22 protein-coding genes and 1 pseudogene are annotated in these 23,607 nt (G+C 73.7%); 18 read left to right on the forward strand and 5 right to left on the reverse strand.

Going from position 1 to position 23,607, the window contains the following annotated elements; genetic code table 11:
• Positions 1 to 48: 48 nt before the first annotated feature.
• Positions 49 to 462 (reverse strand): nuclear transport factor 2 family protein, encoded by a 414-nt coding sequence (locus AB0N63_RS18350; RefSeq protein WP_365530024.1) that lies wholly within the window; start codon positions 460 to 462, stop codon positions 49 to 51.
• Between the two features lie 131 nt (positions 463 to 593).
• Here AB0N63_RS18350 and AB0N63_RS18355 point away from each other — a divergent pair, with 131 nt between their 5' ends.
• The 12 genes from AB0N63_RS18355 (at position 594) to AB0N63_RS18410 (ending at position 12,385) form a co-directional block, all read left to right on the forward strand.
• Entirely contained in the window at positions 594 to 1,211 is a 618-nt protein-coding gene (locus AB0N63_RS18355; RefSeq protein ID WP_365530025.1) for a PadR family transcriptional regulator, read from the forward strand.
• 904 nt (positions 1,212 to 2,115) lie between these two features.
• On the forward strand, positions 2,116 to 3,771 hold the full coding sequence (locus tag AB0N63_RS18360; RefSeq protein WP_365530026.1) for a GAF domain-containing SpoIIE family protein phosphatase: 1,656 nt from the start codon (positions 2,116 to 2,118) through the stop codon (positions 3,769 to 3,771).
• Positions 3,768 to 4,865: a cobalamin B12-binding domain-containing protein gene (locus tag AB0N63_RS18365; protein WP_365530027.1), complete on the forward strand. Its 1,098-nt coding sequence runs from the start codon at positions 3,768 to 3,770 to the stop codon at positions 4,863 to 4,865. Before AB0N63_RS18360 ends, AB0N63_RS18365 begins: the two co-directional genes overlap by 4 nt.
• Positions 4,862 to 5,197, forward strand: a complete 336-nt coding sequence (locus AB0N63_RS18370; protein WP_365530028.1) for an STAS domain-containing protein — start codon at positions 4,862 to 4,864, stop codon at positions 5,195 to 5,197. The genes AB0N63_RS18365 and AB0N63_RS18370 overlap by 4 nt, the downstream gene beginning before the upstream one ends.
• Positions 5,198 to 5,274: 77 nt before the next feature.
• Positions 5,275 to 5,625 (forward strand): STAS domain-containing protein, encoded by a 351-nt coding sequence (locus AB0N63_RS18375; protein ID WP_365530029.1) that lies wholly within the window; start codon positions 5,275 to 5,277, stop codon positions 5,623 to 5,625.
• Positions 5,626 to 5,699: 74 nt separating this feature from the next.
• Positions 5,700 to 6,095, forward strand: coding sequence for an ATP-binding protein (locus tag AB0N63_RS18380; protein WP_365530030.1), 396 nt, complete (start codon positions 5,700 to 5,702; stop codon positions 6,093 to 6,095).
• A gap of 106 nt (positions 6,096 to 6,201) precedes the next feature.
• Positions 6,202 to 7,032 (forward strand): STAS domain-containing protein, encoded by an 831-nt coding sequence (locus tag AB0N63_RS18385; protein WP_365530164.1) that lies wholly within the window; start codon positions 6,202 to 6,204, stop codon positions 7,030 to 7,032.
• The gene (locus tag AB0N63_RS18390; protein ID WP_009192564.1) at positions 7,029 to 7,397 is read left to right on the forward strand and encodes an STAS domain-containing protein; all 369 of its coding nucleotides are present in this window, start codon (positions 7,029 to 7,031) and stop codon (positions 7,395 to 7,397) included. The genes AB0N63_RS18385 and AB0N63_RS18390 overlap by 4 nt, the downstream gene beginning before the upstream one ends.
• On the forward strand, positions 7,394 to 7,813 hold the full coding sequence (locus tag AB0N63_RS18395; RefSeq protein WP_365530031.1) for an ATP-binding protein: 420 nt from the start codon (positions 7,394 to 7,396) through the stop codon (positions 7,811 to 7,813). The genes AB0N63_RS18390 and AB0N63_RS18395 overlap by 4 nt, the downstream gene beginning before the upstream one ends.
• Positions 7,801 to 8,847: an ATP-binding SpoIIE family protein phosphatase gene (locus tag AB0N63_RS18400; protein WP_365530032.1), complete on the forward strand. Its 1,047-nt coding sequence runs from the start codon at positions 7,801 to 7,803 to the stop codon at positions 8,845 to 8,847. Before AB0N63_RS18395 ends, AB0N63_RS18400 begins: the two co-directional genes overlap by 13 nt.
• Positions 8,844 to 10,772 carry an ATP-binding protein gene (locus AB0N63_RS18405; protein ID WP_365530033.1) on the forward strand — a complete coding sequence of 643 codons (1,929 nt, stop codon included), beginning with the start codon at positions 8,844 to 8,846 and terminating at the stop codon, positions 10,770 to 10,772. Before AB0N63_RS18400 ends, AB0N63_RS18405 begins: the two co-directional genes overlap by 4 nt.
• Complete coding sequence (locus AB0N63_RS18410; protein WP_365530034.1) at positions 10,769 to 12,385, forward strand: fused response regulator/phosphatase; 1,617 nt, start codon at positions 10,769 to 10,771, stop codon at positions 12,383 to 12,385. The genes AB0N63_RS18405 and AB0N63_RS18410 overlap by 4 nt, the downstream gene beginning before the upstream one ends.
• Before the next feature lie 60 nt (positions 12,386 to 12,445).
• Here the strand turns inward: AB0N63_RS18410 and AB0N63_RS18415 are convergent, their stop codons facing one another.
• Together AB0N63_RS18415 and AB0N63_RS18420 are read right to left on the reverse strand one after the other, a co-directional pair.
• A complete protein-coding gene (locus tag AB0N63_RS18415; protein ID WP_365530035.1) occupies positions 12,446 to 13,801 on the reverse strand; it encodes a beta-1,3-glucanase family protein in 1,356 nt (451 codons plus the stop codon).
• Between the two features lie 108 nt (positions 13,802 to 13,909).
• A complete protein-coding gene (locus AB0N63_RS18420) occupies positions 13,910 to 15,298 on the reverse strand; it encodes a lectin (protein ID WP_365530036.1) in 1,389 nt (462 codons plus the stop codon).
• A gap of 296 nt (positions 15,299 to 15,594) precedes the next feature.
• On the opposite strand from AB0N63_RS18420, the gene AB0N63_RS18425 reads away from it, so the two are divergent.
• The 4 genes and pseudogenes from AB0N63_RS18425 (at position 15,595) to AB0N63_RS18440 (ending at position 19,331) form a co-directional block, all read left to right on the forward strand.
• Positions 15,595 to 16,803, forward strand: coding sequence for an alginate lyase family protein (locus tag AB0N63_RS18425; RefSeq protein ID WP_365530037.1), 1,209 nt, complete (start codon positions 15,595 to 15,597; stop codon positions 16,801 to 16,803).
• Positions 16,804 to 16,949: 146 nt separating this feature from the next.
• Positions 16,950 to 17,102 (forward strand): annotated as a pseudogene (locus tag AB0N63_RS18430) (30S ribosomal protein S14); the annotation flags it as partial.
• 673 nt (positions 17,103 to 17,775) lie between these two features.
• Positions 17,776 to 18,630: a class I SAM-dependent methyltransferase gene (locus AB0N63_RS18435; protein WP_365530038.1), complete on the forward strand. Its 855-nt coding sequence runs from the start codon at positions 17,776 to 17,778 to the stop codon at positions 18,628 to 18,630.
• Between the two features lie 203 nt (positions 18,631 to 18,833).
• On the forward strand, positions 18,834 to 19,331 hold the full coding sequence (locus tag AB0N63_RS18440) for a hemerythrin domain-containing protein (RefSeq protein ID WP_365530039.1): 498 nt from the start codon (positions 18,834 to 18,836) through the stop codon (positions 19,329 to 19,331).
• A 78-nt stretch (positions 19,332 to 19,409) separates the two neighbouring features.
• Here the strand turns inward: AB0N63_RS18440 and AB0N63_RS18445 are convergent, their stop codons facing one another.
• Entirely contained in the window at positions 19,410 to 19,871 is a 462-nt protein-coding gene (locus AB0N63_RS18445; RefSeq protein WP_365530040.1) for an ATP-binding protein, read from the reverse strand.
• A 650-nt stretch (positions 19,872 to 20,521) separates the two neighbouring features.
• Between AB0N63_RS18445 and AB0N63_RS18450 the strand changes: the two genes are divergently transcribed.
• Positions 20,522 to 21,079 carry an NUDIX domain-containing protein gene (locus AB0N63_RS18450; RefSeq protein ID WP_365530041.1) on the forward strand — a complete coding sequence of 186 codons (558 nt, stop codon included), beginning with the start codon at positions 20,522 to 20,524 and terminating at the stop codon, positions 21,077 to 21,079.
• Between the two features lie 42 nt (positions 21,080 to 21,121).
• Positions 21,122 to 22,342, forward strand: a complete 1,221-nt coding sequence (locus AB0N63_RS18455) for a WYL domain-containing protein (RefSeq protein WP_365530042.1) — start codon at positions 21,122 to 21,124, stop codon at positions 22,340 to 22,342.
• Here AB0N63_RS18455 and AB0N63_RS18460 read toward each other — a convergent pair.
• Positions 22,333 to 23,484: an SDR family oxidoreductase gene (locus tag AB0N63_RS18460; RefSeq protein WP_365530043.1), complete on the reverse strand. Its 1,152-nt coding sequence runs from the start codon at positions 23,482 to 23,484 to the stop codon at positions 22,333 to 22,335. The genes AB0N63_RS18455 and AB0N63_RS18460 overlap by 10 nt on opposite strands.
• Between the last annotated feature and the right edge of the window lie 123 nt (positions 23,485 to 23,607).

Raw genomic sequence — 23,607 nt, forward strand, 5'->3', positions numbered from 1 at the left:
CCGGTTGGCGGCGGCCGCCCCGCCCTCACCGCGCCGGTACGGCGACGCTCAGTCCTCGGCCCCTTCGGCCTCCGCCTCCTCGGCCTCGCGCAGGATGCCGTCGAACTGCGCGCCCATGGCCTCGGCGAGCGCCTTGGCGGCCGACAGCGGCCGGACCATGACGGTGAAGTCCTCGATCCGCCCCTGCTCGTCGAAGTGGAGGAAGTCGCAGCCCTGGAGCTGCTTGCCGGCGACGGTGGCGGTGAAGACGAACGCGTGGTCGCGGCCGTCGGGGTTGGCGATCTCCCGTACGTAGGTGAAGTCCTCGAAGACGCGCAGCACGCCGCGCAGGATCGCCGTGGTGATCGCCTTGCCGTGGTACGGCTTGAAGACGACCGGGCTGGTGAAGACGACGTTCTCGGCGAGCAGTGCCTCGACGGCCGCCACGTCGCGGTTCTCGACGGCCTTGCGGAAGGGATGCACGGGCCCACCTCTAGTCAATTCGTTGAGTAAGTGCATCGGAGAATAGGGCTGTCTCGCGCACGCCGTCCACCCCCGCGCGCACCCGGATCAGTCACCTTTTTGACTGATCAACGGCGTGCTAGCTTGCCCGCATGGCATTGCGCAACGCGGTGATGGCGGCGCTCCTCGAGGGAGAGGCGTCCGGCTACGACCTCGCCAAGGGGTTCGACGCGTCCGTCGCGAACTTCTGGACGGCCACGCCCCAGCAGCTCTACCGGGAGCTGGACCGCATGGAGGGCGAAGGCCTCATCGCCGCCCGGGTGGTCGAGCAGGAGCGGCGGCCGAACAAGCGGCTCTTCTCGCTCACCGAGGACGGCCTGGAGGCCGTGCGCGCCTACGTCGCCGAACCGCCCGGCAGGCCGACGGCCATCCGGGACGAGCTGATGGTCAAGGTGCAGTGCGCGGACGTGGGCGACCTGGAAGCCGTACGGAGGGCGGTCGCCGAGCGCGTCGAGTGGGCCACGGCCAAGCTCGCCCGGTACGAACGGCTCCAGGAACGCCTGCTGGACGGGCGCACGGAGGACGAGTACCTCGCGCGGGCCGAGCGCATCGGGCCGTATCTGACGCTGCTGCGCGGCATGGCCTTCGAGCGCGAGAACATCCGCTGGGGCGAGACCGCGCTCCGCGTCATCGACCGGCGCGCCACGCAGGCCGGCGACGGCGAGCACACCGACCTCAGGCAGGCCCCGGCCGCGTCCCCCGGACGGTGACCGGCGGCGCCGTCGCAGCCCGGCCGGAGCGACCGGGGGAGACGCCCGCGGGGACACCGGAGGAGACGCCCGCGGGGACGGTGACCGCGCTGCGCCGGTACCCGGTGACGTCCGTGCTCGGCGAGGACCTGCCGGCCGTGGACCTCACCCCGGCGGACCGCGCGGCGACCGCGCCCACGCCGTGCTCGACCAGGCGGGCGCGGCAGCCTCAGCCGCCTCTTCCCTCTGCCCGGGCCCGGCCGCTCCCGGGCGGTGGCCCGGCCGGTTCATGGACGCTCCCGGTCGGCGGCGGACGGTGGGGCCGGCAGGACTGCCGTCTCGTAGGGCGGCAGTCCTGCCGTGGCGGAGCACCGGCGGGGTCGCCTGGGGTGCTCCACCGCTCCGGCGCGGCGCAGTGGGGTGTGCCCCACGCCGAGGTGTGCGGTCGCCCGGTCAGGCGGCGTCCGGGCTCACGCCCGGTGCGCGGGGACGGCGCCCGCCGCCAGGATCAGCACCGCCGTCGCGGCGCCGGATGCCAGGACTGCTCGTAGACGAAGCACTGTGCCTTCCTTTCGGTCCCGGCCGCGCGCAGCGGCCGGTGGGGGGTGTGCGGAGCGCGGCGGGGAAGCGGGCCGCGGCCGCAGCAGAACCTTGCTATCGAGGCGCGTCCCTGACAAGGAGAAGGAGCGGGGCAAGAATCAACAGAACCGCGACTGACTGTTTCCGCCCGTGGTCGGCGCCCGCCCGGCCCCGACCGGCCTGCCCGGCAGCAGCGTCTCCTAGGCGCCCGGCGACCGTCGTGTGACCGCGAGAAACCGTCGCGCGGCCGAGGGCTGGTTGATGCGCTGCCCGAAGTGCGAGAGGGTGGCGGAGCCGTGTCTTCCAGTGGAAGGTGACCAGACGCGCGGAAGCGGGTCTGAGGATCATGACGAGTGGGGAAGGCTCCGCGCGCTCCGCGCCGGGGCTGCTGTCGTCCGTGGGCGCCTCGTGGATGCGGGCGCCCTTCCCGGCGTTGGTCGTGGACGCCCTGGGCGCCGTGACGGAGGTCAACGCCCGAGCGGCCGCCCTCTTCCCGGCGGCGGTCCCGGGCGTGCCGCTGGCGCGGATCGCGCCCGGCTGGCTGGCGGACGGGCACCGGCTCGCCGTCGCGGGCGGGACCGACGCCGTGGGCACGGTGCGCGGCCGGCACGGCCCGTCGGCGCTGGCGGCGCACGCGACGCCCGGGGCGGACGGCGAGGTGGTGTGGTGGCTGGCCGACGAGACGGGCCGGTCGCTGGCCGAGGCGGCGCTGCGCACCGAGCAGGAGCGCACCGCCTTCCTGGCCGACGCCTCCTCCCGGCTGCTCGCCTCGTTGAACGTCGAGCGGTGCATGGAACTGGCAGTGGAGCTGGCCACCGGCCATCTGGCCGACGCCGCCGTGCTGGTCACGCCCGCCCTCGGCCGGCGCCATCCGCTGGCGAGCTGCGCCGGGGGCTCGGTCGAGCACCGGTCGGTGCGTCTGGACCCGGCTTCGGTGCCGGGCCTGGCCGAGGCGTTGCGCGGGTTCCCGCCGGTGCCGTCGCGGTGGATCGACCCGGCGGTGCTGCCCGAGTGGGCGGTGCCGGACGGCTTCGCCGGTCCGGTCGGGTCCGTGGTGGTCACCCCGCTGCCGGGGCACGGGGTTCCGGCCGGGGCGCTGATCCTGCTGCGGCGCAGCGGACACGCCGCCTTCGACGCCTCGGAGGAGGTCTTCGCGCGGGTGTTCGCCGCCCGGGCGGGCGTGGCCCTGTCGGCGGCCCGGCTGTACCGGGAGCAGAGCGGCATCACGGCCACGTTGATGGCGGAGCTGCTGCCGCCGAGTCTGCGGCAGGTGCACGGCGTGGAGTTCGCCGGCGGCTACCGCACCTCGAAGGACACCGAGCGCGTCGGCGGGGACTTCTACGACGTCCATCCCGGCGCCGGGCCGGACGACGAGACACTGGCGGTCCTCGGCGACGTGTGCGGCAAGGGCCTGGAGGCGGCCGTGCTGACCGGCAAGATCCGCAGCACGCTCCAGGCGCTGCTGCCGCTGGCCGACGACCACGGGCATCTGCTTCGGCTGCTCAACGGCGCCCTGCTCAGCAGTCGCCACACCCGGTTCGCCACCCTGGTCCTGGCCTCGGCGCGGCGGCGGGAGGGCCTGACCCGGCTGCGGCTGACCAGCGCCGGGCATCCGCTGCCGCTGATCGTGCGGCAGGACGGCACCGTGGAGGAGGCGGCGACGTCCGGCACCCTCATCGGCGCGCTGCCGGAGGTCAGGTCGCGCACCGCCGAGGTCGATCTCGGGCCGGGCGAGACGTGTCTGCTGTTCACCGACGGCGTCACCGAGGCGCGCGGCGGGCCGCTGGGGGACGCCATGTTCGGCGACGACCGGCTGCGGGCGGCGCTGGCGGAGTGCGCCGGGCTGCCCGCCGAGGCCGTGGTCGAGCGGATCCAGATGCTGGCCGCCGCGTGGATCGGCGACAACCGGCACGACGACATCGCCGTGATGGCGATCACCACTCCCCGCACCACACACCTGGCGGCGGTGGACGGACACACCCCGGGCAGGTACACCGCATGACCGACACCACCGCCGTCCAGGACGTCGGCGCCGTACTGGCCCACGCGCGCGAGGAGCTGTGGCGGGCGGTGTGCGCCCGCGACGAGTACGCCGCCGGGCAGGCCGTGTTCACGGCGCTGGACGCGGGCGCGGCGGAGGAGGACGTCCTGCTGGAGGTGGTCGCGGCCGTCCAGCGCAAGGTGGGCGTGGAGTGGGCGGCGAACCGGTTCACGGTCGCCCAGGAGCACGCCGCCACCGCGATCCACGACCGGGTGATCGCCGCCATGGCCCACCGCGCCCCGCCCCCGCAGGCGCCGGGCGGCACGGTGACCGTGGCCTGCGTGGACGGCGAGTGGCACGCCCTGCCGGCCCGGCTGCTGGCCGAGGTGCTGCGCTGCCGCGGCCACCGGGTGGACTTCCTCGGCGCGCAGGTGCCCACTCCGCACCTCATCGCCCATCTGCACCGGACCGCGCCCGCCGTGGTGGCGCTGTCCTCCTCGCTGCCCGTCCGGCTGCCGGACGCGCACACCGCGATCACCGCCGTGCAGGCCCTCGGGATCCCGGTGCTGGCCGGCGGTGCGGCCTTCGGTGACGACGGCCGCTACGCCCGGCTGCTCGGCGCCGACGCGTGGGCGCCCGACGCGCGCGCCGCCGCCGATCTCCTCGCCCGCGGGCTGCCGCGCCCCACGTCCGGCGCCGTCCGGCAGACGGTGGACGACCTGCCGCATCTGCTCGACCAGGAGTACTCCCTGGTGCTGCGCGGCAGACGGCAGCTGGTGCGGGACACCCTGGCGGGGCTGGAGGAGCGGCTGCCGGCGATGCGCGCCTACACCGACGCGCAGCGCGAGCGGACCGCCGAGGACGTGGCGCACATCGTGGACTTCCTGTCCTGCGCCCTCTACACCGACGACGGCCGGCTGTTCACCGGCTTCCTGGACTGGACGGGCGACGTCCTGGAGGCCCGCCGGGTGCCCGCGCGCGTCCTCGACCCCGGTCTCGCGCTCCTCCAGGACCTGCTGAAGGACTTCCCCCGCTCACTCGACTTCCTCACCCGCGGCCGGGCGGCCCTGGCCGCGCGCGCCGCCCGCCCGCGTGTTCCCGGCGCAGAGGCATGACCGCTCTTCCCGACGACGCCTTCTTCGCCGCCTCGGCCCCGGACGGCGCGGGCGTCGCCCGGATCCGGGTCACCGGCGACCTCGACTGGGACACCGCCGACGCCCTCACCGAGGCTGCCGGTGCGTTGCTCGGGTCCGATCCGCCGCCCCGCCGGCTGCGCCTGGACTGCGCGGGGATGACGCTGTGCGACTCCCTGGGCCTGGCCGCGCTGCTGATGATCCACCGCGAGGCGACCGAGGCCGGCACCAGGCTGCACCTGGACGACCGGCCCGCGGCGCTACGGCGGCTGCTGGACGTCACCGGCACCGCGCACCTGTTCCCCGAGCCCTGAGCGTTCCGCGAGCCGTGAGCGCGCACGAGGGGTGCCCCGGCTGTCGCGCCGCACCGGCGGCTTGTGAGAATGCCCTGGTGAACGACGAAGCCGAGATATCCGAGACCGTACTCGACGGGGTGCGGATCGTCCGTGTCACGGGCGAGTTCGACTCCGACGGGGCGGACGGCGCGGCTCGGTGTTTCGCCGTTCCCGCCGCCGGGTCGGCCCGGGCCACCGTGATCGACCTCGCCGAGGTCACCTTCGCCGACTCCTCCCTGCTGCACGCACTGCTCACGGCGCGAATGCGGCACGGGGAGGCGGGGGTCCCGTTCGTGCTGGCCGCGGTGAGCCCGCCGGTGCTGCGGCTGCTGGAGCTGACCGACACCGCCCGGGTCTTCACCCGGGCCGCCGATCTCGCGGCCGCCCTGAAGCTGACCCGCCCATGACCGGCCGTACGCCGCCCATGTGTCCGCGGCCCCCGGAGGCGGGCGGGGGGTCCGTGCCCGGCGCGGGAGCGGACGTGACCGTCGCGGCGCCCGGCGCCGGCCGGAACCGGCCGCCCACGGCGGCCGCCGCCCGGGACCAGGTCCGCCGTCTGGTGACGGGGGCCGCCGGTGATACGCCGTCGGCCGTCCTGGACGACGTGCTGCTCGTGGTGACCGAACTGGTGACCAACGCGCTGCGGCACGGCGGCGGGCTGACCGCCTTCGACGCCCGTCTCGACGGCGGCGCCCTCACCGTCAGCGTCGCCGACGCCTCGCCCGTCGCGCCGCACACCGTGCCGCGCACCGACGCCGCCGCCCCGGGCGGGTTCGGCTGGCGCATCGTGCAGCGGCTGTGCCGGCGGGTCACGGTCACACCGACGGCGGGCGGCAAGACCATCGAGGTCGTGATGGCGGCGTTTCCGGAGGTGTGAGCGGCACCGAAGAGTGCCCGGTTGGGCGGATTGCCGCGTGCCGTATCGTCGTCCTGGCATATTCGATCAGAGCTCAGATGAGGAAGACGTGACGACAGACAGCAAGATGCCGCTCCTGGTGGAGACGCTGACCGCACAGCGTGACGCGTTCCTCTCGCAGTGGACCAGGACCGTCGGCGAAGACCTGCAAGGCCGGCTGAGCCTGGCCGAACTAGGCCGTGAACTGGGCGAGTTGTACGAGGCGATACTGCGCGCCATGACCGCGGGCGATCTCGACAGCCACGGCGAGAACTTCGCCGAGACCCGCAGCCTGCTGATCGAACTCTCCCGCAACCGCGCCCGGCAGGGTTTCACCCCGACCGAGACCGCCCGCAGCGTCTTCGCCCTCAAGGAGGTGCTGGAGCCCACGCTGACCAGCGACGACAAGGGCGCGCAGCAGTACCTCGAGTTCGCCCGGCTGCTGGACGACCTCGGTCTGCTGACCACCGAGGCGTACGTCCGCACCCGCGAGGAGATCATCTCCGCGCAGGCCGAGCAGCTGCTCGAACTGTCCACGCCGGTCGTCAAGCTGTGGGACGGCGTCGTCGGGGTGCCGCTGGTGGGCACGCTCGACTCGGCGCGCACCCAGGTCGTCATGGAGAAGCTGCTGCAGACGCTCGTCGACAGCGACTCCACGCACGCCATCATCGACATCACGGGCGTGCCGACCGTGGACACCCAGGTCGCCCAGCACCTGCTGAAGACGGTCGTCGCGGCCCGGATGATGGGCGCGCAGTGCACCATCTCGGGCATCCGCCCGCAGATCGCCCAGACCATCGTGGCGCTCGGCATCGAGTTCGGCGACATCCCCACCAACGCCTCGCTCTCCGACGCACTGCGCCAGGCGCTGAAGGAAGTCGCCGAGGACGCCACCGAAGAGATCCGGGGCCTGCTGTGACCGACCGCGTCCCCGTCCTCAAGATCGGCGAGATCCTGCTGGTCTCCATCCAGGTGGACCTGGAGGACCAGATGGTGATGGATCTCCAGGACGACCTGTCGAACCGCATCGTCGCCACGGGCGCCAAGGGCGTCATCATCGACATCTCCGCGCTGGAGATCGTGGACTCCTTCGTCGGACGCATGCTGGCCACCAACGCCGCCATCTCCCGCGTCCTCGGCGCGGAGACCATCGTCGTCGGCATGCGGCCCGCGGTGGCCATGACGCTCGTGGAACTCGGCCTGTCCCTCCAGGGCGTGCGCACCGCCCTCAACCTGGAGCGCGGGCTGAAACTCCTGCGCCGGATCAGCGCGGGCCGCGCATGAGGGACTACGGCGCCGTGCTGGCCTCGGCCGACACCGTCTCCGTGGCCGACAGCAGTGACGTGGTCTCCGCCCGGCAGATGGTGCGCACCCTCGCCCAGCGCAGCGGCATGTCGCTGGTCCACCAGACCAAACTGGTCACGGCGGCCAGCGAACTCGGCCGCAACATGCTGGTGTACGGCGGCGGGGGCGTGGTCCGCGCGGCCACCATCACCGAGGCCGAACGCTTCGGCGTCTACGTGGAGTTCGAGGACCGGGGTCCGGGCATCGCGGACATGGAGCTGGCGTTGACGGACGGCTGGACCTCGGGCTCCGGGATGGGGCTCGGCCTGAGCGGCGCCAAGCGGCTCGTGGACGAGTTCGACATCAGTACCGGGCCGGACGGCACCACCGTGCGCATCGTCAAGTGGGGCCGGTGAAGGGGGTGCTGATCGCCGAGGCCGGTGATGTGCACTGGCTGCGCGCGGACGTCGCCCTCGCGGCGGCGGCGCGCCGCCAGGTGGGTCAGCTGGCCCGCGGCATCTGCCTGCCCGAGGAACGGGTGGCGCGCGCCGAGCTGTGCGTGACGGAGATGGCGACCAATCTCCTCAAGCACGCCGACGACGGCTCCCTGGTGCTGCGCGTGGTCCGCTCCCAGGGCAGCGCGGCCGTCGAGTGCCTGTCCCTGGACAACGGCCCCGGCATCGCGGACGTGCACCGGGCGCTGCGCGACGGCACGTCCGCCGCCGGCAGCCTGGGGATCGGCCTGGGCGCCATCGGCCGGCTCGCGGACGTGTTCGGCGTCCACTCCGTGCGCGGGCGCGGCACCGCGCTCTACGCGCGTTTCCGGGCGGACGGCGAGGCGCCGGCGCCCGGCCCGGTGCAGACCGGCGGGCTGACCCGCCCGATCGGCGGCGAGCAGGTCTGCGGCGACAGCTGGGCCGTGCGCACGGTGGACGGACACGGCCCGGACGCCCTGCTGCTGATGATGTGCGACGGGCTCGGCCACGGGCCGCTGGCGGCCCGGGTCGGCGACCGGGCCAGGGAGGCCTTCCGCGACAGCCGCAGCACGAGCCCGGCGGCCGTGCTGGAGGAGATGCACCGGGGGCTGCGCGGCACCCGCGGCGCGGCCCTGGCCGTCGCCCTGGTCGATCCGGCCGAGCAACGGGTGCGGCTGTGCGGGGCCGGCAACATCACGGCGGTGGTCGCGGCCGGCGACGCCCGCACCGGGCTGCTGTCGATGCCGGGCATCGCCGGTGTGCAGCTGCCCCGGCCGCGCACCTTCGAGGCGCCGTTCCCGCCGGGCGCCGCCCTGGTGATGCACTCCGACGGCCTGAGCGACCGCTGGAAGCCGGCGGACTTCCCCGGTCTGTTCCCGCACGACCCCGCGCTGGTCGCCGGGCAGATCCTCAACCAGGCGGCGGTCCGCAGGGACGACGCCGGGATCGTCGTGGCCGTGCACGGGCGGCCATGAGCGCCAGGCCGTCCGTCTACGAGCTGATCACGGTCGTCCTGCGGGAGGGGGGCGATGTCGTCGCCCTGCGCCGGTGCACCCAGTCGGCGTGCCGGGCCGCGGGGCTGAAGGGCAGTGTGCTGGTCCGGCTGACGACCGTGGTGAGCGAGGCCGGCGAGCATCTGCTGGGTGCCGCGCGCCTCACCGCCCGGCTGAGCCTGGAGCAGGACGGTGCCGCCGTGCGGCTGGCCGTGCGTTTCGGCTGGGCCGAGGCACGCCGGCCGCCGCGGACCCTGCTGACCGCCGCCGAGCGGCTGCTGGACGAGAGCCGTCTGCTGCCCGCCGGCGACGGCCACGAACTCCTCCTCGCGCAGCGCCTCCCCGCGCCGACGGCATCTCTCGGCGAACTGGCCGCCGACGTCCGTGGGCGGCTCGCCGACGGCGACGCGACGGCCGACCTGGTCGACGCGCTGCGCACCCAGAACCGCCAGCTGCTGGCCGCGCTGGAGGAGTCGCAGCGCCAGCAGGAGGAACTCCAGCGCCTGAACGCCGAGTTGGAGGAGACCAACGCCGGGGTGGTGGCGCTCTACTCCGAGCTGGCGAGCGAGCTGGAGGAGACGAACAGCGGTGTCGTCGCCCTGTACGCGGAGCTCGAGGACAAGACCCGCCAGCTCGAACGGGCCGACGCGTACAAGTCCCGGTTCTGGGCCAACGTCAGCCATGAGCTGCGCTCGCCGGTGAACTCGGTGATAGCCCTGGCCCGGCTGCTGCTGGACTCGGCGGCCGACCCGCTCACCGACGAGCAGCGCCGGCAGGTGTCCCTGGTGCAGGCCTCGGGCAGCACCCTGCTGGCGCTGGTGGACGAGCTGCTCGACATCGCCAAGGCGGAGTCCGGACGGCTGGAGCCGCACCCCGCCGAGGTCGATCTGCGCTCTCTGCTGCACCAGTTGCGCGGCATGCTCCAGGGCACCGCGCAGCCCGGAGTGGACCTGCGCATCCCGGACCGCGTACCGTTGCGGCCCCTGGTCACCGACGAGGTCATGCTGACCCGGATCCTGCGCAACGTCCTGTCCAACGCGCTGAAGTTCACGGTCGAGGGCCGGGTGGCGCTCGAGATCGCCGAGGAGGAGCGGGAGGACGGCGACCGCTTCGTCTTCCGCGTCCAGGACACCGGCGTCGGCATCCCGGCCGAGGAACTGGAGCGCGTCTTCGAGGAGTTCTACCAGGTGCGCGGACCGCATCAGCGGGGCCGGGCGGGGACCGGCCTGGGCCTGCCCTACGCCCGCCGGCTGACCGAACTGCTCGGCGGCCGGCTGAGGCTCGACAGCGAGGTCGGCAGCGGCACCCGGGTGGCCGTCGAGATCCCCGCCCGCCTCGACCGCCGGCCGGGGGACGGCACGGCTGCCGTGACCGGCGCGGAACCGGCCCCGTACCCGGGTACGGCACGGCCTGCGGAGCCGGTCCGGCCGACCGGAACCGGCGGCCCCCTGGTCGGGTCGGTGGTGATCGTGGACGACGACGAGACGTTCCTGGCCGGGGTGCGCCCGCTGCTGGCCGCTGTCGCCGGGTCCGTCAGCGTCGTCACCGACAGCGGCCGGGCCGAGGCGACCGTCGAGCGCGAACACCCCGACGCCGTCTTCCTCGACCTGGGCATGCCCGGCCTGGACGGCTACGAGGTGCACCGGCGCCTGGCCGCGAACCCGGCGACGGCCGCCGTGCCCGTGGTGGTGCTGACCGCGCTGGAGGCCGGTGACGTGGACCGCTCCCGCCTGGCCGGGGTCCGCACCGTGCTCAACAAGTCCCGGCTGATCGCCGCGGACCTCGCCGCAGCCCTGCACCGGCCGCAGGCCGCACCGGCCGCGGACCGCCCGGCCACCCCCGCGGACGCGGAGCAGGCGGCCACCCCCGCCCCCTCGACGTCGCCCAGGGCCAAGGAGCGCCGATGACCCGACCGTCCGACACCGACCACAGTCCGGCCCACATCCTGGTGGTGGACGACACCCCCGCCAACCGGTACGTCCTGTCCACCACGCTGCGCCGGGCCGGGCACCAGGTCACCGAGGCCGAGGACGGCACCCGCGCGCTCGACCTGCTCCGGGGGCCCGGCCAGCTGCCGGAGATCGCCATCGTGGACGTACGGCTGCCCGACATGACCGGCTTCGAGGTGTGCGAGCACATCAAGAACGACCCGGCCACCGCCGCCGTGCCCGTCATCAACATCTCCGCCGCCGCCATCACCGTGGACGACCGCGCGCAGGGCCTGTACCGGGGCGCCGACGCGTATCTCGTCGAGCCGGTCGCCTCCGACGAACTGCTCGCCACGGTCACCGCGACCCTGCGCTACACCCGCGCCCGGCGCCGCGCCGAAGTCCTCGCCGAGCGGCTGCACCTGCTCAACCGCCTCACCCTGGCGCTCTACAGCGCCGCCGACGCCCGCGAGCTGGTCAGGGTGACGGCCGAGGCGGCGGCGGTGATCTTCCGGTGCAGTGTGGCCGCGCTGCTGACCACACCGCAGGGCAGTCCCCTGGTCGCCCACACCTGGCAGGACGAGGACGGGACGGCGCGTGCCGACGGGCCGCAGGTGCACCCCACGGCGGCCTGGCCGCAGCGGCGCGACCACTCCGGCCCGGGGCGGGCGCAGCCGCCGGGAGCCGATCTGCCGTGCCTGCCGCCCGAGTTGAAGGACCCGGCGCGCCGCCGGACGGTGATCGGCCGGGCCAAGGCCGAGCGCCCGCCGGTCGTCATCGTCACCTCGGCGGACGCCGTCACCACGCCGGACGACGAGCAGTTGCTGACCCAGCTCACCCAGGCCAGCGCCCTGGCCCTGGAGGCGCTGCGCAGTTACAGCGAGGAGCACGCCCTCGCCCTCACCCTGCAACGCAGCTTCCTGCCCGAGAGCCTGCCGGCCACCCCCCGCGCCGATCTGGCCGTGCGCTATCTGCCGGCCAGTGAACGCACCGAGATCGGCGGTGACTTCTACGAGGCGATCAGCACCCCGGCCGGTCTGGTGGTGGCCGTCGGAGACGTCGCCGGGCACTCGCTCGACGCGGCCATGGTGATGGGCCAGGTGCGGCACGCGCTGCGCGCCTACGCGGCCGAGGGCCATCCGCCGCAGGTGATCCTCTCCTGTCTGGACCATCTGCTGGCCTCGGTGGAGCCGGGCGCCACGGTCACGCTGTGCGTGGTGCTGATCGAGTTCGGCTCGGACACCCTGCACGTCGCCAACGCGGGCCACCTTCCGCCGCTGATCCGCCACCCGGACGGCACGACCTCGTACGTGCACGAGCACGGCCCGCTGCTGGGGCTCGGCCTCGCGCATCCGCCCGCCCGGCGGATCACCGTGGCGCCGGGTTCGCTGCTGCTCCTGGTCACGGACGGTCTGGTCGAGCGGCGTCACGAGGACCTCCAGCACTCCCTGGAGACCCTCGCCGCGGTGGCCGCCGAGGCCTCGTCGGACCCGGAGGACGCGTGCGGGCTGCTGCTGGAGCGGCTGCTGCCGGACGGCAGCGACGACGTGGCGCTGATGGCCGTACGGCTGAACGCGGTCCGCCCGGACTGACCGCGTTCAGGGCGGCCGGTCCGGGCGGGGTCCTGCGGGGTGCGCCGGGAGCCGCTGCTCCTACCAGCCCACCGCCACGAGCAGCCACTGCGGGTCGCCGTGGGAGATGAAGGAGGACTGGCCGGCCACGTCGTCGTACGGGAAGCCGTAGGCGAGGCGGTTGATGGCGTTGTCGTGCCAGAACTGGGCGTAGTAGTTCGCCGGCGCGGCCTTGTAGTAGTGGGCCGGGTCGCCCTGCTGGGAGGCGGGCAGCGTGGCCACATGGCGGTTCAGTGCCGCGCACATGTCCGGGTTGCCGGCCAGCGCGGCGGCGCAGCCGAAGATGTCCGAGGTGGCCGCGTTGACGCCGACGGACTGCGCGTAGGCGGTGAAGTAGTTCGCGTTGGCGCCGCCCGCGCGGAAGCTGGGGTCGCTGCCGGGCGCGATGATGCGGTACGGGGCCTGGGTCCGGGCGAGCACCTTGAACGGGGCGGGCACGGCGTCGGTGAACCGCTGGAAGGTGGTGGCGCGGTCCTCGGCGAAGGTCTGGCGGTTCTCGCCGACCTCCACGTCGTAGCCGTCCTTGCTGTGCAGCCGCATGGCGAGCTTGAGGCCGAACGCGTCGACCCGTGTGGTGTTGCCGTTGAACACGTTGCCGCCGACGGTGAACTCGATGAAGTCGTAGTAGGGGCCGTCGGGTGAGCCGAGGTGGAAGTACATCCGGCCGGCGGAGTTGGCCGGCATGTCGAGGTAGGGCTGTTCGGCGATGGAGTGGGTCTGGCCGTTGAAGGTCCAGTAGACCTGGCTGTCGGGGTACTTGCCGTTGGTGCGGTTGAGGATCTTCACCTCGACGGCGTTGTGCGCGGCGGGGATGTCGGAGGTGGAGCCCCAGAAGTCGTCCGGCGGCTGGGTGGCGCCGCCGGAGCCGTAGACCTCGAACTCCCACAGGGAGTAGCCGTACTGGGTGGCGCGGGCGGTGCCGTAGAGGCGCACGTAGCGGCCACTGCCGCCGATGGTCGGGTTCTCGGTGCCGCCGGTGGCGTTGGCGGTGGAGTAGGCGGTGGTCCAGTTCTGGGCGTCGGTGGAGGTCTCGATGCGGTAGGCCTTGGCGTAGGCGGCCTCCCAGCGCAGGGTGACGCGGCTGAGCTGCCGCACCGAGCCGAGGTCGATCTGGAGCCACTGGGGGTCGGCGAACGCCGATGACCAGCGGGTGCCCTGGTCGCCGTCGACGGCGGCGCCGGCCGGGAAGGCGGCGTTCTCCACCGAGGAGGCCGTCGCGGGCCGGCCGCGCGAGAGCAACTGGTCCTCGGCGTGGGCCCGGGCGGGGACGAGGGCGACGAGGCAGGCGGCGAGCAGGGCGACGACGAGGGCGGTGACGCGGGAGCGGGGGGCGGTGTCCGGTGGTCTGCGCCGGAGCGCGTGGGCGGAGATGGGCATGGGGGGCTCCGTTTCACCGTGAGCGTGTGGGGGGGTGGGGTGGGCCGGTGTGCCGGGAGGCCCGGCCGGAACACATCTGCGCACCGGCCGGGTCGTGGGGGGACGGGGTCAGCCGGTGTAGGCGGCGAACACCCGGGTGTAGTCCCAGTTCTGCTGGCTGACGCCGGAGCAGCTGTCGGCGGGACCGCCGGTGCAGGGCCGGTCGCGGTTGGCGGACCAGAAGGTGAGCCGGGCCAGGTGGTGCTGCTGGGCGTAGGCGAGGATGGTGCGGAAGTCGGCGACGGTGACGGTCTCGTTGTTGTCGGTCACGCCGTTCATCGAGGAGATGCCCATGTCGCGGTAGGCCTGGTCGTCGCTGTAGTGGTAGGCGTTCTTCAGCGCGGTCTTGAGGCCCTCGGCGGCGCGCTGGGTGAGGGTGCCCATGTTCTGTCCGGCGCCGCCGAAGTCGAACGGCATGATGGTCCAGGCGTCGACGGTGAGGCCGGCGGAGGCCGCGCGGTTGATCAGGGAGGTGTCGGGGCCGCTCTGGCCGGTGCCGATGGTGACGTACACCTTCAGCCCCGGGTTGCTGTTCTTTACGGTCTTCAGGGCGTCCACGGTGCGCTGCTGGACGGTGGGGTTGCTGTAGGCGTCGGCCTCGATGTCGATGTCGATGGCCTTGAGCCCGTAGGCGTTGATCACCTTCTGGTAGGCGGTGGCCAGTTCGCCGGCGCTGGAGCAGGAGCTCTCCAGCTTGTTGCCGCTGTAGCCGCCGAAGGACGGGATGACGTCGCCGCCGTTCGCGCGGACCGTGTTGACGGTCTGCTGGTCTACTCCGCCGGTGAGCGGGCGGCTGCCGTCCCACTGCGGGTTGCAGTAGCCGTTGCTGAGGACGAAGGCGAGGGTGAACCACTTCACGCCGGTGGCGCTGGTGATGGTGCCGGGGCTGGGCGGGCTGCCCCAGCCGTTGTAGAGGTAGGGGGCGACGGCCATCGGGGCGGCCGGGGTGCTGCCGCCGCCGTCCGCCGCGGGCGCGTTCCACTTCTGGTTGGCGGCGCCGGTGCAGCTCCAGATCTGGGCGCGCGAGCCGTTGGCCGGGTTGTTGTCGGTGACGTCCAGGCACTTGTCCGCCTGGGGGTTGACGATGTCGTGGGCGGCGGTGACGGTCCACTTCTGGTTGGCGCCGCCGGTGCAGGTCCACAGTTGGACCTTGGCGCCGTCGGCGGTGGAGTTGCCGGTGACGTCGAGACACTTGCCGAGGGCACGGATCGTGCCGTCCGCGCCGACGGTCCACTGCTGGGCGGCGGTGCCGTTGCAGTCGTAGATCTGGACGGCGGTGCCGTCGGCGGAGTTCGCCCCGGCCACGTCCAGGCACTTGCCGGCCAGACCGGTGACGGTTCCGGTGGCCGCGGCGGCCGGGGAGGCGGTGAGCAGACCGGCGGAGAGGGTGAGCGCGGCGACGGAGACGGTGGTGGCGACGGTGCGCGCGGAGCGTGTGGCAGGGCGGGATCTGGCCATGCGGAGGCCTTTCACGTGGGGGGTGGCCGACCTCCAGTGCCGCCCAACGCCGTTCAACCCACGGAACGTTATGCGACGCCATCGGTCTTTGATTAAGCCGTGAAGTTAAAGGTCCGGACCAGTGGGCGTCAAGAGGGTTGACAGCGAGCACCGTTGATCGCCCCCAACGGCCACACGGCTCCTACCGCCGCCCGTGCGCGCGCCCTTGACGCCCGGTAAGTCCGTACCTATGGTCACCGGCCAGCACTCCAGTTCAACACCCCACACAACGTTCACGTACAAGAACGGATGGCCGCATGACTGCCTCTCCCCCACACCTCCGCAGCGGAACCCGGGCCGTACTCCTGCTCGCCCTGGTCGCCGCCCTCACCGGCGCCCTGCTGCTGCCCCGCGCCACCCGCGCCGAGGCCGCGTCGGCCACCTTCGCCCACCCCGGAGTCACCGTCTCCCGGGCCCAACTGGACTTCACCCGCGACAAGGTGCTGGCCGGCGCGCAGCCGTGGAAGGGCGCCTACGACCAGATGATGGCGAGCGGCTACGCCAGTCTCAGCCGCACGCCCAGGCCGCGGGCGACGGTGGAGTGCGGTTCGTACTCGAACCCGGACTACGGCTGCACCGACGAGCGTCAGGACGCCATCGCCGCCTACAGCGACGCCCTCGCCTGGTACATCACCCGCGACACGCGCTACGCGCAGAAGGCCATCGAGATCATGGACGCCTGGTCGGCCGTGATCCGCAGCCACACCAACAGCAACGCCCCGCTGCAGACGGGCTGGGCCGGGTCCTCGTGGCCCAAGGCCGCCGAGATCATCAAGTACACGTACACCGGCTCCTGGCCGAACGCCGGCCGGTTCGCCGGCATGCTGCGCGACGTCTACCTGCCGGTGGTGATCAAGGGCTCCAACTCCAACGGCAACTGGGAACTGTCGATGATGGAGGCCGCCGTCGGCATCTCCGTCTTCCTGGAGGACAAGGCCTCCTACGACACCGCCATGGCCAAGTTCCGCACCCGCACGGCCGCCTACGTGTATCTGGAGTCCGACGGCGCCCTGCCGAAGACCGTGCCGAGCCAGAACCTGAACACCCGCGACAAGATCGTCTCGTACTGGCAGGGGCAGTCCACCTTCGTCACCGGCCTCACCCAGGAGACCTGCCGCGACTTCACGCACACCGGGTACGGCATCTCCGCCATCTCGCACATCGCCGAGACAAGCCGCATCCAGGGCCAGGACCTGTACGGCACCGATGTCGGGGAACGGCTGCGCCAGGCCCTCGGCTTCCAGGCCAAGTACGAGCTGGGGACGGCCGTGCCGAGCTGGCTGTGCGGCGGCACGGTCAACCGGGGCCTCGGCCCGGTCACCGAGGTCGGCTACAACGCGCTGCACAACCGGCTGGGCATCGCCATGACCAACACCCAGGCGCTGACCCAGCAGAACCGCCCGGCCGGCACCAACGCCCTGTTCGTCGCCTGGGAGACCCTGACCCACGGGGACAACCCGGCGTGACGCACACCGTGTGACACACCCGCGTCACGCACAGCGTGCCGGACGCGGGCCTCCGGACGCGCGGCGGGTCCCGGCCCCCGGGGCGGGCCGGGCTCCGTGACCCGACGATGCCCGAGGACGGACCTCGGACGAGCAGGTCGACATGGCCCAGCGAGGCCGGCCTCACCGGGCTGCGCAACCGCGACGCCGTGGACGGCCGCCCCCGCGGTCATCTGCGTGCCTCCGGCCTGTCCCGGTTCCGGTTCCGCGAGATGGCCCGCGCGGGCGAGCCGCCCGGGGTGACCGAGAGCAGTTGGTGAGGGGTGTCGCCGGGAGGCGGCTGGTGAGGGACGTCGCCGACAGGGGGCTGGTTGGTGCACGTGGCGGCGGGTTCGCCGCCACGTTCGTCATCCGGTCCGGTGCCGTGGAGGCCGCCGCCGGCGCCACGCCTCGACTGCCCCGCGATCCGGTGACCCGGCACGTCGCCGCCCGGCTCCTTGGGCCGGCGGGTTCGTGGCGGGGCGGTTCGTGACCTGGCGGTTCGTGGCCCGGCGGGCTCGTGGCATGGCGCGTCGCCGTCCGGCTCCGTGGGCCGGCGGATTCGACACCTGGCGGTTCGTGGCCCGGCGGGTTCGCAGCCCGCCACCGTCGGGCTCCGCGCCTGGCACTCCGGTACTCTGCCCGCGGTCCGGACGCGCCGTAGGCCGGCCTGCGGCGTGCGGCGGGCCACTTCGCTTGCCTTGTCGGAACTTCGGTCCCTTCGATCCCTTGAGTCCCTTGTCCGTCCGCCCTCTTGATATCCCCGAGCGACCCGCCGGGGAGCCCGATCGTCGCCGACCTGGACGGCGTCCCGTACCGGTGCTGCGGCGGTCGGCAGCGGCCGGAGGCCGTCGCGCTCACGCGCCCGGGCGGAAACCCGCGCGGAAATCGGGTGCACCGCCCCCGGGCACCTCGTAGCATCGGCGCCGCACCCCCGTCGAGCATAAGGATTCTGTGAACCCCTCCGATCTCCCGGCCAGGGCCGCCGCGCTGGCGGCCGGTATGGCCGCCGCCGCGCACAGCCCCGGCGTCCAGCTGACCCAGACCCGTCACCGTGCCGTGCTCGTGGCGGGCTGGGGCATCGCCCGCGGCTCGACCGTGCTCGAACTCGGCTGCGGACAGGGCGACATGACCGCCGTGCTCGCCGAAGCGGTCGGACCGCGGGGGCGGGTGACGGCCGTGGACGTGGCCGATCCCTCCTACGGGGCGCCGGTCACCCTCGGCGAGTCGACCGCGCGGCTCACGGCGGGCCCCCTCGGGCCGCGCATCGACTTCCGCCTCGGCACGGACGTGCTCGATCCGTCCATCGACTTCCCCGAGGGCGCCTTCGACCATGTGGTGCTCGCGCACTGCTCCTGGTACTTCGCCTCGCTCGAACAGGTGCGCGAAACCCTCGCCCGGGTGCGGCCCTGGGCGCGGCGACTGTGGTTCACCGAGTGGGACCTGACGCCCGTCTCCGGTGACCAACTGGCGCACCTGCTGGCCGTGTTGGTCCAGGGTCAGTTCGAGGCGGCCGGCTCGCGCGGCGACGGCAACGTGCGTACGCCCTTCTCCCGCGCGCGGTTGCTGCGGCTGCTGGCCGAGGCCGGCTGGACGGTGGACGGCGGCGGACCGGTGGACACCGAGGGGCTCCAGGACGGCGACTGGGAGGTGGCGGCCTGTCTGCGTCTGGCCGCCACGCCCGACCGTCTGGCCGCCCTGCCCGAGCCGGTACGCGAGCTCGTCCTGAGTCAGACGGACACCCTCCGTTCGATCGCCGCGCCGCGCGGCAACCGGGCGCTGCCCGCTTACTCGGTCACCGCGCACTGACCGTCCGCCGCCCGGCTTCCGCCGGGCGCCCGGGCCGGGTCCGCCGTCGCCCGACGCCGCCGCCGGCCACCGTGACCGTCCCACCGGGTACCCGGGCGGGGTCCGGGCTCGGCCGCACGGCCCGGCGGACGGCACAGGTCTCACCTGCGGGAACCGGGGTATGCGCGGGGTGAACGCACTGTCGCCGAGGAGTGGGAGTCGCTGTGCCGGCAACTGACGTCGTCGAACTCATCCTGAAGGACCACCGGAAGATGGAGGACCTCTTCCGCACCCTGCGCAATGTCGAGGCCGACCGCGGCGCGGCCCTGCAGGACTTCGCGCACCTTCTGATCGCGCACGCCTCGGCCGAGGAGGACGAGGTCTACCCGGCGCTGCGCCGCTACAAGAACGTGGACGACGGCGACGTGGACCACGGCGTGCACGAGCACCATGAGGCCAACGAGGCGCTGCTCGCCCTGCTGGAGGTCGGGGACACCGGCTCCGAGGAGTGGGACGAGAAGCTGGAGGAGCTGGTCACGGCCGTCAACCATCACGCGGACGAGGAGGAGCGGACCCTGCTCAACGACGCCCGGGAGAACGTGGCCGAGGACCGCCGTTCCCAGCTGGGCGAGGCGTTCCGCGAGGCCCGTGCGAAGTATCTGGCCGAGGGCTGCGGGAGCATCGAGAACGTGCGCAAGCTGGTCGCCGCCGCGGACGAGTGACCTGGGGCCCGGCTCCCACACCGACGGCCAGGGACGGTGCCCCCGGAGGTCAGGGGTGACACGGAGGCCAGGGCGAGGTCAGGGGCCGGGCGGCAGGTCGTCGAAGAGGGCGATCGTGGCGGTGAGGCACTTGCCGGTCGGCTCGCGCCGCGCCTCGAAGGCCAGCGCGACGGCCTTGACGATCTCCAGTCCGTGCTGGCCGACCCGCTGGGCGTCGGCGTCCCTGGCGACGGGGAGGACGGGATCGGTGTCCCGCACCGCCACGACCACCGCGTTCCGCGCGAGCCGCAGCTCCAGGGAGACGGGGCCGGGGGCGTACTTGCGGGCGTTGGTGACCAGCTCGCTGACCACCAGCTGGGCGTCGCCGAGGGCGCGCACCGAGACGGGTATCCCCAGCTCGGTGCGTATCCGGCCACCGAGGAAGTCGGCGACGAGATCGCGGGCCTCGGCGATGCACAGGTCCTCGCCGCCCAGCGTGGCCGTGACCTCGGTGGGACGCAGAGGAGCAAGGCGGCCGTCGCCGCCGGTGACCGACTCCATAGACCCTCGTCCTCCACTAGCGCTGCGCCCGTCGCGTGACACGGGGAAGACAGGCCGCCCCCGATCCGCCTGCTCAGCGTAAGGCAGAGTTCACGCCGACAGCCCTCGACGGCGAAGGCCGAGGGAACTGTGGCAGCCGCGGGCGGGCCGTGACCGCGCTCGACGATGTCGACGTCCGCCCCACAGATCCCCGCGAGTCGTCCCTCCACCAGCAGCGCACCCTGCCCGCTCCGCGGGCTCGGGGACCTCCTCGACCCGTACGCGGGCCGGGTCCGCCGGGCACGACCGTGATCGCCTTCGTCCGCACCGCCTCCTGCGCAGTCGGCCTCCGGGTACACGTCCGCCGCGGGGTACGGGTCCACTCCCCGCGGGGACGGGCCCGTGCCTGGTGCCCGGGTCCGGGGACAGACCGGGCTCTCCGCTGCGGAATCGGCCCGCAACCGGACGGACGGCAGTCCGGACCGCCGAGCCGATGACCGGACGGTCCGGCAGGCCGAACACCGGACGGTCGGACGGGCCGGCAGGCCGAGGACAGGACAGGAGGGCCGGCAGGCCGGAGACCGGCGGGCAGGCAGGCAGGGGAACCGGAGGGGCCGCCGGGCCGGAAAAACCAGAGGCCGACGGCGCCGCGCGTCACTAGCATCGACCGCATGACCACGGCCCACCCCGCAGTAGTCGACGTCCTCGCCCACTACGCACCCGCGACCCCGGCGGAACGCGCCGACGCGGACCGGGCGAGGGCTCTGCTCGCGGCGGCGGGCGACCCGTGGGACCGGTCCCGCCCGCTGCACATCACAGCGACGGCGGTCATCGTGCATCCGGACAGCGGCCGGGTCCTGCTGCGCCGGCATCCCCGGCACCGCTCGTGGCTGCTGGTCGGCGGGCACGGCGACCCCGGCGAGGACGCTCCGCTGGCCGTGGCCCTCCGGGAAGCGCGCGAGGAGACCGGGCTGCCCGACCTGACCCCTTGGCCGGACGCCGACGTGCGGCACCTGGTGATCGTGCCGGTCCCGGCAGGCCGCCACGAGCCTGCCCACGAGCACGCCGACCTGCGCTACGTCCTGGCCACCGACGTCCCGGAGGCGGTACGGCCGGAGAACCCGGACGCCCCGCTGCGCTGGCTGACACCGCAGGCGGCACGGGAGACGGTCACCGAGCCCAACATCCTGGCCACGCTGGCGCGGGTGGCGCCCCTGCTGGAGCGGTGACACGCCTCTCCGGGCCGCCCCGCGGGACGCGATGATGGGGCCATGCGCGCCGCCCGTCTGATCCGTATGGCCCTCCTCCTCCAGTCGACCCCCGGACTGACCGCCGCCGCCCTCGCCCGTGAGCTGGACGTCTCCGAGCGCACCGTGATCCGTGACGTGCAGGCGCTCCAGGAGGCGGGCGTGCCCGTGCGGTCCGAGCGTGGCCGGGCAGGCGGTTACCGGCTGGCGTCGGGCTACCGGACCCGGCTCACCACGCTCCGCCCCACCGAGGCGGAGACGCTGTACCTCTCGGGCCTGCCCACCGCCCTGCGCGACCTCGGGCTGTCGGACGCGGCGGACACCGCCCGGCTGAAGCTGGCGGCCACTCTGCTGCCGTCGCTGCGCACGGCGGCCGAGTCGTCGGCGCGCCGTTTCCACCTCGACGCACCGGCCTGGTTCCGCGAGCCGTCGTCGCCCGAGCTGCTGCCGGAACTGGCCCGTGCCGTCTGGTCCGACCGCACCGTCGAACTGAAGTACGCCCGTCCGGGCCGAGACGGCGCCCCGCCGCGCCCGGTCACCCGCCGGCTCGAACCGTACGGCCTCGTCCTGAAGGCGGGGATCTGGTACGTCGTGGGCCGCGTCCCGGAGGATCGGGACGAGGGGGCGGGCGGACGCGGGGGCGGTACCGATACCGGTAGCGGTGGTGTCTGGCGTACCTATCGCGTCGACCGCGTCACGGGGCTCTCCCCCGCCCCCGGCGCCGACGCGCCCTTCCGCCGTGACCTGTCCTTCGACCTGGCCGAGCACTGGCGGGCGCACTCCGAGGCGTTCGCCCGGGGGATGCTGCGCACCACCGTCACACTGCGGCTCACCGAGGACGGGCTGCGCCGCCTGCCCGCCGTGCTCGACCCGGCCGCGGCGGGAGCGTTGCCGGTCTCCGCCCCGCCGTCGGACGCCGCCGGGCGGATCACGCTCGACGTGCCGGTGGAGTCGGAGGATGTGGCCTTCGAGCAGCTCACCGCACTGGGCGCGGACGCGGAGGTACTGGCCCCGGCGAGCCTGCGCGTCCGCTTCCGCGCGTACGCCCGCTCCCTCGCCGCACGCTACGACGCGGAGCCGGACACGCCCGCGCCGCACGACCGGGACCTGCACGCCCCGGCGGCGGCCGACACCGCGCCGAACGGTCCCGAGCCGACCCCCGCGGGGCCGGAGTGCGCGGGACCGGAGTGCGCGGGACCGGAAGCCCCTGAGCCTGACGGCCCGCGGCCGCGGTCTCAGCGGTAGTCGTCCGCCGAGCCCGGCTTCCCTCCGAAGACGACGTCCTCGAAGTACGCCATGGCGTCCGGCCGGCTGCCGTCCACGTCCGTCACGCCGTAGACCTTGGCGAGTTCACCGCTGGAGGTGGACCTGCCGTTCCAGCGGGCGGCCCGGTCCGGGTCAGCGGCGAGCGCGGCCACCGCGCGGCCCAGGTAGGACGGCGACTCCGCGACGGCGAAGTGCGGATCGCGGGCGATCGCGTCGCGCCAGGTCTCCTCGGTGACGCCGAAGTGGCCGAGCATCTGCTCCGACCGGAGGTAGCCCGGTGTGACGGCGACCGCCGTGCCCCCGTACTCCGCGAGCTCCTCGCCCAGCCCGAACGCGATCCGGATCGGGGCGCTCTTGGCGAGGTCGTAGTACAGGTTCTCGCGGTAGCGGCGGTTGAAGACGGCCGTGCCGTCGGTGACCTCCACCAGCAGCGGGGCCCGGCCGCGGACCAGCAGCGGGAGGGCGAGCGCCGCGGTGATCACATGGGACCGCACGCCGAGTTCCAGGATGCGCAGCCCGTCGGCGAGCGGCGTCTCCCAGCTCTTCTTGCCGAAGACGGAACCGGCGAGGAGGTGTTCGCCGCCCCACAGGTCGTTGACCAGGATGTCGAGCCGTCCCTGCTCCCGGTCGACGCGCTCGACGAGGGCGCGTACCCGGTCCTGGTCGAGGTGGTCGGTGGGGACGGCGACGCCGGTGCCGCCGGCCGCGGTGACCAGCTCGGCGGTCTGCTCGATGGTCTCCGTGGTCCGGCCGACCTCGCTGGTGTGCTCGCGGGTGGTGCGGCCGGTGACGTAGACGGTGGCGCCGGCCCGGCCGAGTTCGACGGCGAGGGCGCGGCCGGCACCACGGGTGGCTCCGGCGACGAGCGCGATCCGGCCGGTGAGGGGACCGCCGCGCCGGTCCGCGCCCGCGTCCTTCTCCCTCTTCGCGGGGCCGGGGCCCGCTGCCCCGGCCTCTGCGGGCTTCTTCTCCATCCGGTCCACAGGGTCCTTGCCGTGCATCCGGTCCTTGCTGTCCTTGCTGTTCTCGCGGTCCTTGCTGTTCTCGCGGTCCTCGCGCTCCTCGCGGCTCCGGCTGCTCCGGCTGTTCTCGGGGTCCTTCTTCGCGGCGTTCTTCTGCATGGGTCCACCGTGCCCGCCAAAGGTGACAAAGTACGTCACCTTTTCCGGGAGCAGGTGCGCCGCGCCGTGCCCGCGGCCCCGTTTCGCCGGTCGCGGGGCGGGAAGTCGGTTCGCCGCACCCGC

Origin of the sequence: Streptomyces sp. NPDC093260, assembly GCF_040683715.1 — a bacterium.
GTDB classification, from domain to species: domain Bacteria; phylum Actinomycetota; class Actinomycetes; order Streptomycetales; family Streptomycetaceae; genus Streptomyces; species Streptomyces sennicomposti.